Annotated in this window: 11 protein-coding genes; 2 read left to right on the forward strand and 9 right to left on the reverse strand. The window is 59.3% G+C overall.

Going from position 1 to position 13,940, the window contains the following annotated elements:
- Positions 1 to 125 precede the first annotated feature (125 nt).
- The 4 genes from creD to ACO6VD_RS19165 form a co-directional block, all read right to left on the reverse strand.
- Positions 126 to 1,460, reverse strand: a complete 1,335-nt coding sequence (creD, locus tag ACO6VD_RS19150) for a cell envelope integrity protein CreD (protein WP_422421316.1) — start codon at positions 1,458 to 1,460, stop codon at positions 126 to 128.
- A gap of 95 nt (positions 1,461 to 1,555) precedes the next feature.
- Entirely contained in the window at positions 1,556 to 2,989 is a 1,434-nt protein-coding gene (gene creC / locus ACO6VD_RS19155) for a two-component system sensor histidine kinase CreC (RefSeq protein WP_422421318.1), read from the reverse strand.
- Positions 2,989 to 3,672: a two-component system response regulator CreB gene (gene creB / locus ACO6VD_RS19160; RefSeq protein ID WP_422421320.1), complete on the reverse strand. Its 684-nt coding sequence runs from the start codon at positions 3,670 to 3,672 to the stop codon at positions 2,989 to 2,991. Before creB ends, creC begins: the two co-directional genes overlap by 1 nt.
- A gap of 114 nt (positions 3,673 to 3,786) precedes the next feature.
- Positions 3,787 to 4,092 (reverse strand): hypothetical protein, encoded by a 306-nt coding sequence (locus ACO6VD_RS19165; protein WP_422421322.1) that lies wholly within the window; start codon positions 4,090 to 4,092, stop codon positions 3,787 to 3,789.
- Between the two features lie 407 nt (positions 4,093 to 4,499).
- Here ACO6VD_RS19165 and ACO6VD_RS19170 point away from each other — a divergent pair, with 407 nt between their 5' ends.
- On the forward strand, positions 4,500 to 5,210 hold the full coding sequence (locus ACO6VD_RS19170) for a LexA family transcriptional regulator (protein WP_422421323.1): 711 nt from the start codon (positions 4,500 to 4,502) through the stop codon (positions 5,208 to 5,210).
- A 252-nt stretch (positions 5,211 to 5,462) separates the two neighbouring features.
- Here the strand turns inward: ACO6VD_RS19170 and ACO6VD_RS19175 are convergent, their stop codons facing one another.
- Positions 5,463 to 5,699, reverse strand: a complete 237-nt coding sequence (locus tag ACO6VD_RS19175; protein ID WP_422421324.1) for a hypothetical protein — start codon at positions 5,697 to 5,699, stop codon at positions 5,463 to 5,465.
- Between the two features lie 126 nt (positions 5,700 to 5,825).
- Between ACO6VD_RS19175 and ACO6VD_RS19180 the strand changes: the two genes are divergently transcribed.
- Positions 5,826 to 6,698: a WYL domain-containing protein gene (locus tag ACO6VD_RS19180; protein ID WP_422421326.1), complete on the forward strand. Its 873-nt coding sequence runs from the start codon at positions 5,826 to 5,828 to the stop codon at positions 6,696 to 6,698.
- Between the two features lie 55 nt (positions 6,699 to 6,753).
- On the opposite strand, the gene ACO6VD_RS19185 is transcribed toward ACO6VD_RS19180, so the two are convergent.
- The 4 genes from ACO6VD_RS19185 to ACO6VD_RS19200 all read right to left on the reverse strand — a co-directional run bounded on the left by ACO6VD_RS19185 (position 6,754) and on the right by ACO6VD_RS19200 (position 13,894).
- On the reverse strand, positions 6,754 to 7,596 hold the full coding sequence (locus ACO6VD_RS19185; protein WP_422421327.1) for a hypothetical protein: 843 nt from the start codon (positions 7,594 to 7,596) through the stop codon (positions 6,754 to 6,756).
- Between the two features lie 56 nt (positions 7,597 to 7,652).
- Entirely contained in the window at positions 7,653 to 8,081 is a 429-nt protein-coding gene (locus tag ACO6VD_RS19190; RefSeq protein WP_422421328.1) for an outer membrane protein assembly factor BamE, read from the reverse strand.
- Positions 8,082 to 8,156: 75 nt separating this feature from the next.
- Positions 8,157 to 12,674, reverse strand: a complete 4,518-nt coding sequence (locus ACO6VD_RS19195) for a YadA-like family protein (RefSeq protein WP_422421330.1) — start codon at positions 12,672 to 12,674, stop codon at positions 8,157 to 8,159.
- A 575-nt stretch (positions 12,675 to 13,249) separates the two neighbouring features.
- A complete protein-coding gene (locus tag ACO6VD_RS19200; RefSeq protein ID WP_422421331.1) occupies positions 13,250 to 13,894 on the reverse strand; it encodes a response regulator in 645 nt (214 codons plus the stop codon).
- Between the last annotated feature and the right edge of the window lie 46 nt (positions 13,895 to 13,940).

Below are 13,940 nucleotides of genomic sequence, written 5' to 3' on the forward strand. Positions count from 1 at the left end.
CTTCGTCGGGAGACAACCCTCCCCCCCCCTTTCCCCTGGGGGGAGCGGGCTTGCCCCGCGATGAAGCCAGCGCTCAATCCGCCTCGCCAGCACCGCCCCCACCCGCCGCTCTTCGCGCAAGCCACTCATTGCAGTTTCCCCGGGCCAACGCTGTACCAGTCCAGACGCCGGGTCAGGACCATGAACACACCCAACAACCCGAACAGCAACAGCGAGCCCATCAGCAAGGCATAGTCCTCGGCGCTGAGCAGGCCATAGAGCATGCCGTAGAGCACCGCCAGTCCCAGCGCAAAGCTCGTGGCGCGCAACAGGCTATGCAGCACATGGCACAGGTAGAAGCCGATCAGCAGCACACAGCCCCCGGCAGACAGCAGATAGGCCAGGCCAAAGCCCAGGTGCTCGGACAACGACAGCAACAGCAGGTAGAACAACGCCAGCGCCGCCCCCACCAGGGCGTACTGGATCGGGTGCACGCTGAGGTTCTTGAGGATCTCGAAGAGAAAGAAGCCTGCAAAGGTCAGGGCAATGAACAACAGCGCATATTTGATCGCCCGCTCACTCTTGAGGTACTGATCCACCGGGTCGACGAAACTGACACCGAAGGCCCGAGCACGGAAATCCTCGCAGTTGGCGTTGACCACACACTGGCTCATGGCGTCTTCCAGGTTGGTGGAAAAGAACGACGTTTGCCAATTCGCCGAGAAACCGGCCGCGTCGATCTTGCGGCTGCTGGGCAAGTAGTTACCGACAAAACTCGGGTGTGGCCAGTTGGCTGCCATGCTGACACTGGAGCTGCGACCGACCGGCAGCACATGCAGCTGGCCGGTACCCTGCAAGCTAAGGTCGAAGGCGTAATCGAAGCGGGTTTCAGCCTTGCCGTCGAGCGTGTTCAAGACCACATGCACACCACCGCCCAACCAGCTCAGGCTAGTGCCTGCCTGAAAGTCCAGGCGCTGATCGTTGAACTGCAGTTGCACACCTTTTTCGATGCCGCGGATATCACTGATGCCGACCGCGAGAAAAGCCGGGTCGAAGCGATAGTCCTCAAAATCTTCAGTAATGCCCCACTGCGCCGGCACCTTGAATTCGCCACTGATGTGGTTGTTGGCGTGAAACAGGCGCGTCTGGTAGATCCCGCGCGAGCGCAGTTCGGTGTCGATGCCAGACTTCAACTCGAAGGTTTCTGGCAGGAAGTACAGGTGACCGCTGACTTGTTTACTTTCCTGGTAGGTGTTGCCGTTATCGGTCTTCCAGCGCCGCTCGGTCTTGCGGTACGGCACCACCAGCACCGGGCCGCTGATCTGCTGGCTGAAGCTGGCGCTCTGGGCGATGTCCTGGACGACGTTGTCACGCAGCTGCTGACGCTCGCCAATCAGGCCGCCGATCATCAGCAGCGGGATCAGCAACAGCACGATCAGCAACGCGATGGTGCCAAGTTTGATACTCAAGGTTCGGTTCATAGGGCAGGACTCCGGTTTCGATTGGCAGAGTCTGCGCAATCAAAATGGAGCCCTTGGGGACGTATGTGGAGCCTGTGTGCAGAGTCTGTGAAGTTTCACACCAGGCGCTTGGCCGGTAACCACAAACGCACGCGCACACCGTCTTCAACGTTGGCCACTTGCAGCGAGCCGCCGTGCAGCTGCATCACTTCTTCGACAAAGTTCAGGCCCAGCCCGGTGCTCTTGCGCCCGCTGAAGGGCCGCGGTAGCGAGTAGAAGCGCTCGCTCACCCGCCCCAGGGCATAGTCGGGAATCGCCTCGCCCTGGTTGAACAGGCTCAAGGCCACACGAGCGCCCTGCTTCTCCAGCTCGAACAGCAGCATGCCGCCGGGCGGGGTGAAGTCCAGGGCGTTGTCCAGCAAGTTGGCGATGGCCTGGCGCATGAGGAACGGCTCACACAGCAGCCGCGTGCTGGCCGGCACCCGTTGACGCACCTGCAAGCGATTGCTTTCGATCCGTGCGCTCTGGGCCAGCAACAGTTCGTCGACCAAGGCCGCCAACGACACGTTCTGCTGTTCTTCCAGCGTTTGTAGCTGTTCGACCTGCGCCAGGTTGAGCAGGCGCTCGATCAACTGTTGCATGCGCGCGCTTTCGCTCTCGATGTTGTCGGCAAAGCGCTGGCGCTGCGCCTCCGGCATTGGCCCCTGAAGCAGCTCAGAGGCGCCGCGGATGGCCGCCAGCGGACTCTTCAGCTCATGGGTCAGGGTGTGCACATAGCGCTCTACATAGTCCTTGCCTTCCAACTGGGTGCGCATGCGTTCCACCGCCGCCGCCAGTTGCCCCAACTCACCACCGCGATAGTGCGGCAGTGCGGTACGCTCACCCTCACTGACGGCCTGGGCGTAGTGAGTCAGGCGCCGCAGCGAACGTGCCAGCCACCACGACAGTGCAGCACCGACCAGCAAGCCCAGACCGATCAGGCCCAACCCCAGGTACAGCAAACGCCGTTCGGAGCGATCGATATACGGCTGCAGGGACTTGTTCGGTTTGGCCACTGTGACCACGCCGATGATCTTGCCTTCATCGAGAATCGGTGCTGCCACGTGCATCACTGACGACTCAGGATCATCCGGGTCGCTACGGGTTGAACGCGCGCCATACTCACCGCGCAACGTCAGGTAGACATCGTTCCAACGTGAGTAGTCCTGGCCCACCGCCACACCGCTGGAGTCGAGCAGGACCCTACCCTTGGCATCGGTGACATAGATACGATGGTTGACCTGATTCTTCGACAGTCCCCAGATATCGGCATTCGGCTGACGCTGGCCGTAGGCGCGCAGCAGCTGCGGCAAGCGGCTCTGGCCGAGGGTGCCGGCCTTGACGTCATCGTGAAGGATCTCGGCAAGCAGGTTGGCGGTGTCGACCAGAGTTTCTTCGGTGGACTGACGCACACCGGGACGGATCTCTTCACGCACGGTGCTGAGAATAAAGTAGCCGGTCAGCCCGACAAACAGGAAGTACACCAGGAATATGCGGATGCCCAGGCGCATCAGCTGTGACTCGGGCTGTAGCTGTAACCCAGGCCACGGTGGGTCTGGATCGGCTCGGCAGTGGCGGCCACCTGGCGCAGCTTGGCGCGCAGACTCTTGATATGGCTGTCGATGCTGCGCTCATAACCGGCGTCGGCTGCCACGCCGACAGCATCGAGCAACTGCTCGCGGCTGAACACCCGCTCGGGTTGCTCAAGCAGACTCTGCAACAGGCGGAATTCGTGTCGGGTCAGGCTCAAGGACTGGCCGCGATAACTGATCTGCATGCGCAGGGTATCGACCTGAAACAACATCGGCGCGCTGCTCACCGGCTCGGCGCGCGGCGCCATACGCTTGAGGATCGCACGTACCCGGGCGGCGACTTCACGCGGGCTGAAGGGTTTGACCACGTAGTCGTCAGCACCGATTTCCAGGCCCACCACGCGATCGATTTCACCGTCGCGGGCACTGAGGAACATCACCGGCACATCACTGAAACGCCGCAGTTGGCGGCAAGTTTCAAAGCCGCTGATATCCGGCAGGCCGATATCGAGAATGATCAGGTCGGCTGGCCGCCGACGCTGCTGATCGAGCGCAGCGCTGCCCAGGGTCACCCACTCGGTACTGTGACCATCACCCTGCAAAGCAAAAATCAGGGTGTCGGCAATGGCCGCTTCGTCTTCGACAATGAGAATGTGGGGCATGGCATCCGGGCCTGGCATGGGAATGCTGAACTTGTAGGAGATTCCATGATACCTGGCAACTACTTGAAGTCGTGGGAGCCAATATATCCGCTCCCACAGTGGTTCCTACAACGCTCAGGTCGTTTTCAGTCCCAACCCCACGTCATCAACTCGCTCGGCTTGCAGCCTAGATAGCGCATGCTCGACCAACGCCCTGGCCATCTCGGCCGAATGCAGCACATTGACCAGCATGCCCTGCCCCGGCTCATTGAAGTGGGCACGGCAGAATTCGTCAGTGGTTTCGTGGATACCGCGCAGGAGTTCGCTGGCGAAGGCCAGGGAGTCTGGGGGGATCAGGTCGCTGTGGATGGAAAAATAAGGGGTTGTAACGAGGGGGACAGATTTCGAGGAAAGCGGAGGGTCGGGAACAATCTTTTTCATGGTTTAACTCCCAGTCGATTCAGGAGCCTCCACCTCAATCCTTCTCACGAGATTAGGGTGGCAGCCGTACGCGGGGTGAGAAACCGAGGACATAGGAAACTCGGCCAGACCGAAGTCTGCCCGCGCACAGCCGCCATAACGTGACTGCTTTAATGTCATCGGGTTTCTCACGCCCGGTCGCCAAAATGACGACCCTAGGAAATTAGCCCCGATGCATCTTCTCAACAACAGCGAAAAGGCGGCAGCGTGCGTAGGATAGTTCCGAAAGCCATTCAGGCTGAAATTATTTGGCGTGAAACCTCCTACGCAGTCCTAGGCAATGCCTGTAAAACCGGGCGTTTTCCTGCCCTGAAAATGAACCTCGCGTTTATTTCCCTGTGTGCAACAGGCCACTAGACTCGGACCTCATGAATACGTCCGGTGATCGTCTCAAAACCCTGCTGCACGAGTGCAGCCTCTCGCCTTCCGATTTTGCCGCGCAGCGCAAAGTTACGCCGCAGCACGTCAACAATTGGTTCAAGCGCGGCGTGCCCCTGGCCCGCCTCGATGAAATCGCCGAATTGCTGTGCGTATGCAGCAAATGGCTGCGAACCGGCGAAGGCCCCAAACACCCCAACCCCTTGCCGCGCCTCAACGCCGCGCTGCGCAAACCTGGCACAGAACCGCCAGAACCCAGCCTGCTCGCCGCCAACAGCCCCGATGACAGCCAGCTACCCTTCCACAGCATGCAATCGCGGCAACTCAAACCCATAGCCGAGCGCTACCTGCACCTGCCCCACCGCGCCCTCGACGCCCTTGGGGTCGACCCGGACCGGGCCCTGTGCCTGAGCATGCCGTCCAACAATATGAGCCCCTTGCTGCCACGCGGCAGCACCCTGGCCGTCGACTGCAGCCTGACCCACATCGTCGAAGGCGAACTCTACGCCCTGCTGCACAATGGCCGCTTACGCATCCACAGCCTCAGCCAGCGCGCCAACGGTAGCTTGCGCCTGCACAGCCACGACAGCGACGAACACCCCACCGAAACCTACAGCCCGGCGCAACTCAAGAGCCAGAAGCTGAGCGTACTGGGTTGGGTGTTCTGGTGGGGGCACTTGCGCGACAGCCGCCCGGTGTGAGCGGCTGCGGGTGATTTTTTGCTGGGCATCCGGCGTAAGAGCCAGTATGCTACGCCGCACATTTCGCCCCGGCTGCATAGCACGCCAGCGGGCCTGGCGCGGCACACACTGCCTGTCGCCACCTCCCGGCCCCAGCGCCGGAGCAACGATTTTAAGGCGGTTGCGGCTTACCATAAATTAGCCAAGACCGTCCCCTAGGAGCCGGCCACAAGCCGGCTTTTTAATGCCTGACATCCCAGAGTCGTTCCATCCTCAAGAATCCTGCAGGCAAACCAACTGCCGTTTCAACTCTTCAAGTTGTGCGCGCTCCGCCCGCAAACTGCGCTTCAACTCCCGATTCTCACTCTCCCAGATCCGCGCCCAGCGCAGCGCCTCACGGCAGTTGCTGAGCCGCTGCCAGATCTCCCGCAGGCGCATGTACTGCAACAGCAGCACCAGCAAAATCACTCCGATAAGCCCCAACGCTCCTACTGCAATCCATTCGTTCATGCCCATTTCCTGTTGCTCCTCGCAGGGTCAATTTTCCCTGATGCCAGCAACACGATATGTAGCGTTTGATTACAGGTCTAGATTGTAGACTTATACAGGTAAAGTTATGGCTCACATGGAGGGGTCATGAAGCGCACACAATCCATCGCCCAGGTTCGTTGGGACCTGGCACTTCGCTATCGTTTGATTGAAACCGTAGCCTGGTGGGAAGGCCGCCTGACCACGGGGCACTTGATGCAGAGCTTTGGTATCAGTCGGCAACAGGCGTCGAAAGACATCAACACCTACATCACTGAGCATGCGCCCCGAAACTTGACATATGACAAGCAGCTCAAGGGCTACGTCCCGGCGAAAGCCTTCAAGCCGCGCTTTATCGACGATAGCGCCAGCGCTTATCTGCACTTGCTGTTTCAGAACAATGAGCGCGCCGAGCACGTCGAGGGGCTGAAGCTGGCGTATGCCCACACCCAGGTGCTGGAAGTGCCGGATCGCTCGATTCGCCCGCAGGTGCTGCGCCCGCTGCTCAAGGCGTGCCGCGAAGGGCTGAGGCTGGAAACCGAGTATGTTTCGCTGAAAAATCCTGAGCCCGAGATTCGTCTGATTGCCCCGCATACGCTGGTCAACACCGGGATGCGCTGGCATGTGCGGGCCTACTGCGAGAAGAACCGCGAGTATCGCGATTTCGTCCTCAGCCGCTTTCGCGGGGTGCCGGAGCTGCTCGACAAGACCGAGCACGGTATTGCGCTTGATGAGGTGTGGAACACTGAGGTGTCGGTGATCATCCAGCCCGATCCTCGCCTGGATGCCGCGCAGAAGGCGATCATTCAGACTGACTTCGGTATGGTCGATGGGCAGTTGGAAATTCCCAGTCGTCGGGCGCTGGTCAAATACGTGTTGCAGCGTTACCAGATCGACCACAAGAACATGGACCCGAAACCTGAGGCGCAGCAGATCGTGGTGAAGAATCTGACGGAGCTTAAGCCGTGGTTGTATGACTGAGCGCCTGTAATTGGGGGCTGCTATGCAGCCCATCGCAGGCAATGCCAGCTTTTCTTTACTTCGCCTCCGGCGCCAGCAACGTATTCACCGATTCAGGGAAGTAAGCCACTCGCAACGAATACTCCCGCCCCAACAACCTCCCCTGTCCGTACCAGAGAATCCCATTCTGGCGCAGCACCAGCCCTTCCCCGGAATACTCATAGTAAGCCCCGGTCGAACTGCTGAACGAAAAACGCTCAGCATCGAGCTGCGTGACTTTGTAGGTCACATTTGCCGAAGGCAGTTGCTGCTTGACCCGCTCCAGATAGGTCGGCGCCAGGCGTACGAACAGCACGACAGCTTGCTGACGGTATTCAGACACCGTCAGCCCCGGGCGACGCTCCAGCTCTGCCGCAATCAGGGCGAAAACATCAGCGTTTGCCCTCGCCTCGGCCACTTTCACCGGCAGCACCTCGTTCAACCGGGTGCTGTCGATCTGCTGGTCAGAGCTGATGATGTCTGTAACATCGACCGGGGATAGCACTGTAGTCGCAAGATGGGCGGCGCAAGCGGTGGTCTGGGAGGCTTTGTCGCCATTTACCAGCAACGAAAGCGGGCTGCCTTGCGTCGGTATCTGCAGAGGGTCGACCTGCTGTTTTGTCAGAAAGGCGTTCACCTGCTCCTGCCTCAGTTCGCCACTCGCCAGGCCACACACCTGCTCCATGATCCTGGAGTTACGCTGACCGTTGAAGCTGGGCGCCAGGGAAAACACCGCTTCCTGGATGATCGGCAGGGCCGGAATATCCAGCCAGTGACGCTGGACGCTAGCGCTACGCGTTTGCTGGCCTTGGTCACACCCACCGAGACTGAAAAGCCCCAGCAGAAGTACTGTCACTAGCGGTCTGGCGTTCATCTGCAAGTCCCTTCAAGGCCCTTCGTTGGCTATCCCATGCGAACCGTGGCCACTGGCTGAGCTTAGTCTCTGTGCGCGGTTTGATCGTATTGCTCTATGCAGTTCGCCGGCTTGAAGTAGAACGAGCGGGCCGTCATCTGCTCATCAAAGAGGATCTTGTACTGGCAGACCTTATCCGGCTGGCCTTCGGCCTGGCGGATTTTCAGTACGTAATCCCATTCACGGACATTGAACAGGCCTTCGGCGTAATGCGGCGGGCCGATCAGTTCGAACAGCTGCTTTTTGTCCATGCCTTGGCGAATCTTGCTCAGGTTTGCCAGGTTCACATAGCTACCGTCGGGACGGTTGGCTTGTTCGACTGTTTTGAAGATCGGTGTGTCGGTCTTGCCGTTGCTGTCCACGTTGCTCACGGTAGTGCCACAGGCGACCAGCAGGACCAGGGTGCAGCCGGCTAACAGGCTGCGAGTGAAGGCGTTGTCAGGCTTGAACATGATTGTCTCCAACGTTGCGAATTTGGCTGCAAAGGCCCGGCTGGATGCCAGGCCTTGTTGCTCAGGCGCGAAGCGTTACCACTGGTAGCCGACACCGACCGCCACACCCAGGTCGCCCTGAGTCGTGGTGCTGCCTTGCAGCTTGGTCACCCACTTGCCGTTGTCGGAGATGCGCGATACGCCGACGGCAACTGCGCCCTGCCCGCGGAAAGTGCTCGCGCCCGCAGACGCCATGCTTGCACCCGGCACATAAGGCTGCGGCAGGCTGGCCATGGCCATGGCACCGGCGATACCGGCACTGAGGACGTCGTCCTGCTCATCCAGGTCGTTCTTCAGTTCGTTGTAACGCTTGTCGGCATAGTCATTGGCAACGTTGGTGATGTCGCCCACGCTCTTGTTGAGCTGCGCCACGTTGACCGCATCGGTATCGGCGGTACCGGCGGCGACGTTGGTGATCTGCCGCTCAGCACCGGCGCTGCCCACCGATACGCTGTTGCTGCGATCGGCGACCGAGTTGTTGCCCAGTGCCACCGAGTTGTCTGCCGTTGCCTTGGCGCTGGTACCGATGGCCACGCTGTTGGCCGCAGAGGCCACCGCACCGGCACCACCGGCAACAGCGTCATGACCCGTAGGTTTAGGTTTGGCCAGGTTGCTGGTGTTGTTGGTCTGGAACATGCCATCGGTGCCGTTCTGAATGTTGCTGACGTCACCTTCGACCTTGGTCACGCGGTTGTCGACATGGGTAATTTTGTTATCCACGTTGACGATGCTGTTGTTCACCACACCGATCGAGTTGTCGGTGTACTGATTCGATTGGGCGACGGCACCATCGAGCTGGCGCAGGTTCACTCCATCGGTTGCCTCTTTGGCATCAGCGACGTTGCTGATGGTGCGGGTTTCACCGGTTGCCGCATTGCCTATCGAAACCGTACCGGCAGTGGCGTTCTGCGCACCGGAGTATTTGCCGGTGTACTGTTCTGCACCACGACCGTTGTCGCTTGCGCCTTCACCGATTGCCACACTGCCATCGGCACTAGCGACCGCACCCTGGCCAATGGCGGTGGAGCCATTACCCTGGGCCAAGGCGCCATCACCTAGCGCAATCGCGCTGGTGCCGGTGGCGACCGCAGCAGGGCCGACGGCGATCGAATCGCTGCCTGCGGCAATCGAATCGACTTTCGACGAGTTGGCGTGGAAGTACTTAACGCCGTTGGTGTAGATGTTGGTGGTGGCCTCGTTCAGTTGTTGCACGTTCACCGCATCGCTTGGGTCGATACCGTAGGCGACGTTGTTGATCCGGGTACCACCGGTTTTGGTGACGCTGTTGTAAGTATCGCCAGCCATGACCACGCTGTTGTAGTTGATGCTGCCGTCGGTATTGGTGACGTACTTCACCGCGCTCTTGTCGACGACATCAACGTTGAGGTTGAGGTTGTCGATGGCCTTGTTGGTTGCGAACAGCTGCGAACCGTTGATTGCATCCGTGCTAGTGGCTGCGATACGACCCGCCGCCAGATTGGTGATGGTCCGCTCGTGGCCTACCGAGCCCACGCTCACCGTGCTGACTGGCGCGGTGCCGGCAAAGCCGTAGTAATCGCCACGGATGGTCACACCGGCAGTGCCTACTGCGGCAGCGGTAACCGAACCTGCGCCCAGTGCCACGTCATTGGCATGGGTGGCGCTGGCCTCACGGCCCAGGGCCAGGCTGCTGTCGCCCAGCGAAGTGGCGTTGTAGCCCACCGCGGTGCTGCCCTGGCCTTCGGCCGAAGCGTCGCTTTTCACCAGACCGGCTTCATTGGTGCGGGCGTAACGAATGCCGGTACCGTGGTTGTCGATGTTGTAGGTGGTGGTATCGCCAGCAATGTTGGTGATGGTGTCGCCGATTGTGGTGACAGTATTGCCAAGGTTGGTGACGTTCACGTTGGTTTCGTTCAGCTGCGAACCGTTCACCGCATCGGTGCTGGTCGCCGACAGTTCACCGGCCGCCACGTTAGTGATAGTGGTGGAGCTGCCACCCGGGTTCAGGGTCACGCTGTTGTAGTTGATGCTACCGTCGCCATTGAAGTCGTACTTCACTGAGCCCTTGTCGAGGTTATCGACGTCGACGTTCAGGTTGTCGATCGCGCTGTTGGTCGCAAACAGTTGCGAACCGTTGATGGCATCGGTGCTGCTGGCAGTGATGCGGCCGGCGGCCAGATGGGTGATGGTCCGCTCATGGCCTGCCGAGCCGACACTCACGGTGCTGCTTGGTGCGCTACCAGCAAAGCCGTAGTACTCGCCTTTGATGCTTACCCCGGCGGTGCCTACCGCAGCATCGGTTGCCGAACCTGCACCCAGCGCTACGTCATCGGCATTGTTTGCCTTCGCCTCACGGCCCAGCGCCAGGCTGCTTTCACCCAACGACGTGGCTTCATAGCCCACTGCGGTGCTACCCATACCTTGAGCCGAAGAGTCGCTTTGCGACAGGCCGGCTTCGTTAGTGCGGGCATAGCGGATACCGATACCATTGGAGGAGGTGTAACTGTAGGAAGTGTCGCCAGCGAAGTTGCTTACGTTGTAGCTGAGATCACTCAGCGCACTGTTGGTTGCAAACAGCTCGGAGCCGTTGATTGCATCGGTGCTGTCTGGTGCGATACGCCCAGCTGCGACGTTGGTGATGGTCCGCTCATTGCCTATCGAGCCCACACTGACGGTACTGCTAGGGTTGCTGCCAGCAAAGCCGTAGTACTGGCCGTAGTAAGGGCCACCAAAACCTACCCCGGTAGTACCGACGGTGACATCAGTCACCGAACCTGCACCCAACGCAACGTCGCCGGCAAAGTTGGCCTTGGCTTCATGGCCGATGGCAACGCTATCGTTTTCACTGGCTGAAGCGCCTACGCCAGCAGCCAATGCGTTCAGACCAGTGGCACCATCGTTGTTGTAGTTACCGCCTGCCATGCCGCCATCGTTGACGCTGTAGTAGTGAGACTGACTGGCCTTCAACTGAGCCACGTTGACGGCATCGGTATCAACCGAACCCGCTGCGACGCTGTTGATCTGGCGAGTCTTGCCAGTGGCCACGTCACCGACGCTCACAGCGGCCAGCGTACTTTTCCAGGTGGGGCTGGCGTTGGTAGACGCCAGTTTTGTCAGAGAGTCGTAACCGGCGACGCCAGCATTAGTACTTGCCACGGAACTCAAGCCCAGTGCTACCGCCGAATCGACCGTTGCATTGGCCCAGAAGCCAAGCGCTGTGCCCTGACTCACTGCATTGGAATAACCACCTAACGCAGTCGCGCGCTCACCGCTGGATGTGCTGTAAGCGCCCAACGACATCGAGCCATGCGAGCCTGCGATTGCCGAAGTGCCGAGCGCAACCGTATCGGTGCCTCCGGAAGCGCTGGAGCGAGAGCCAATGGAAACAGCATCATTGTTGTACGCCTGTGCCTGATCACCTATTGCCACAGCGCCGGTCCAAACCAAGGTACTACGGCCAATTGCCACTGCACCGACGTTACCCTTGGCGCTGGCTCCGGAGCCAATGGCAACAAAGCCAGCAGCATTCGACGAGACGTTTGCACCGTTACCAATGGCAACGGCATCAGTACCAGTACCGTCGACCTTCGCGTTCAAACCCATTGCAATCGAACTGGCCGTTGCGGCTTGGGCGTTGACACCCGCAGCCAAGGCATTAGTGGCGCTCGCCTGCGACTTGCTGCCCATGGCCATTGCGCCAGTTGCTGCAGAGGTCGCACTGTTACCCAGGGCGATGGCGTTGATAGCGCCGGTCGAAGCCAAGGCGGCGTTACCAATGGCAATGGCGTTGGTGGCGCCGGTCTGGGCCTTCGCACTGGTACCGAAGGCAATCGAGCTGGTTGCCGAGGTAACGGCCTGATAGCCGATCGCTGACGAGTTGTCGGCGGCGGAATTGGACTGGTAACCAATAGCCACCGAGCTGCCTTTGGAGGCAGTGGAACCCAGACCCAGCGCAGTGCTGGAGGAGCCGCTGGCGGTGGCGTTATGGCCAAATGCAGAAGAGGCATCGCCGCTCGCCGTGGCGTTCGCACCCACCGCCAGCGAGTTGGAATTCTGCGCGATAGCAGCGGTACCAATGGCTATTGCATGGTCGCTCGACGCGTTGGCATTCAGGCCGATGGCGATCATGTCGCTGTGCGCCGAGTTGGCGCTCTTGGCGACTGCGTTGTGCCCCAAAGCAATGGTGTCAGTGTTTGTGGATTGCGCACCCTCGCCCATGGCATAGGAACTGCGGCCGCTGGCCAGCGAACCGATACCCGCCGCGAAGGCATTGATGCCACTCGCTGTTGCATTGGGCCCCATGGCGATGGCGTTCATGGTGGCGATCGCAATGCCACCATTGATGGAGGTGTTGCTGGCAATGCCGCCATCCAGCGCAGGGCTACTGGTACCTGTCTCCGCAACCCAGGCATTGGCCGGTTCGACGCCCGCCATCGCTCCGATCAATATGCCAGTACTGACCAGGGCCTTGAGCGCAAGGCCTCTACCAGCCTTGCCCTTTGCCTTGGCGAACTCACACGCAACTGTCCAAGCCTGAAGGGTCGAATTCCACACCAAACGATAACACTTGTTCATAAGTTGCTCCGTTGCACCTCGACGAGGTGCCATCAGTTGTCAGAGCGGTTAATGGGAGTTGGTGGCCAGCAGTGCTGAAGACTTGGTACTTCGTCGAACTTGGCGTATGAGTTCGTTGCGAACGTGCTGTCAAATACTTAGACAAAGGCACTTTATAAGTGCAGGTCAAACGTTAAAGACAGCGTCGTCAAATACGAGAGCCAAATGTGCCACACCTATACAGATCGTGGTTTCGAACTTCAGTGCAGCAGAAGCCCAGACGTGGGAGCTGCACCTTGGAGGGACCTGCGCTGTATTAAATCCATCCCAAACCGGATGATGCAACTATAGAGAGGGAGCACGGGTGCTTATATAAGAATTCTCTGATTAAGAGAATATACGAGAAGAGAGTTGTTATAGACTTATTTAAATAGAAATTTATATAAGAATCTTCTGATTCATAGCGCACAGCAAACAGCCAAACCTATATAACAAGTAGAAAAAACAAATATAGGAATCTTCTGATTCAGCGGCTATTCGAGGTGGAAAACAGACGTTTATCGACAACATGCACTGTTAGCCTCAGCCCTGGCCGTTCAAGCACGCAATCCCTGCTTCATCGCATAGTCATAGAGCTCCGCGTCATTCGTCAGCCCAAGCTTGCGCATGGCGCTTTGCTTCTGGGTACTGATGGTCTTGATGCTGCGATGCAGGTGCAAGGCGACCTCGGTCAAGGTCATGCCACCGACATACAAACGCACCACTTCCAACTCGCGCGAGCTCAGTGCGTGATCGAGTATCCCGTCAGGCGCTTCGGCCCCGGGGCGGCTGGGGTTCAACTGCGCAGCCGCGACGCGGTAATGGCGCCCTTGGAAGGCGGCAACAATGGCTTCGGGGAGTACGCTCAGCTCATAGCGTTTGTTGAGGATCGCCAGCGCGCCGGCATGCGCCATGCTGTTGAGCAGCCCCTGGTTCTCAAGCATGGTCAGCACCACCACACGCACCGTCGGGAACTTGCTGTGAATGCTGTTGAGCATCACCAGGCCATCCGGCTTTTCTTCGCACGGCATGGAGAAATCCGTCACCAGCACGTCGCACGGCACGCTTTGCAGCTTCTCCATCAGGACTTTCGGGTCCGATGCCTCTGCCACTACGGATATCCCCCCGGCCGCATTTAACGTATGCCGTACACCCAGAAGGATGGCGGGGTGATCGTCGGCCAGAATTACCCGAATTGTCATCTCTTCTGCCTCATGCAATGAATGACCAGAGCGTGAACAGTCAATC

It is taken from the genome of Pseudomonas sp. GZD-222 (genome assembly GCF_049310525.1).
GTDB lineage: Bacteria > Pseudomonadota > Gammaproteobacteria > Pseudomonadales > Pseudomonadaceae > Aquipseudomonas.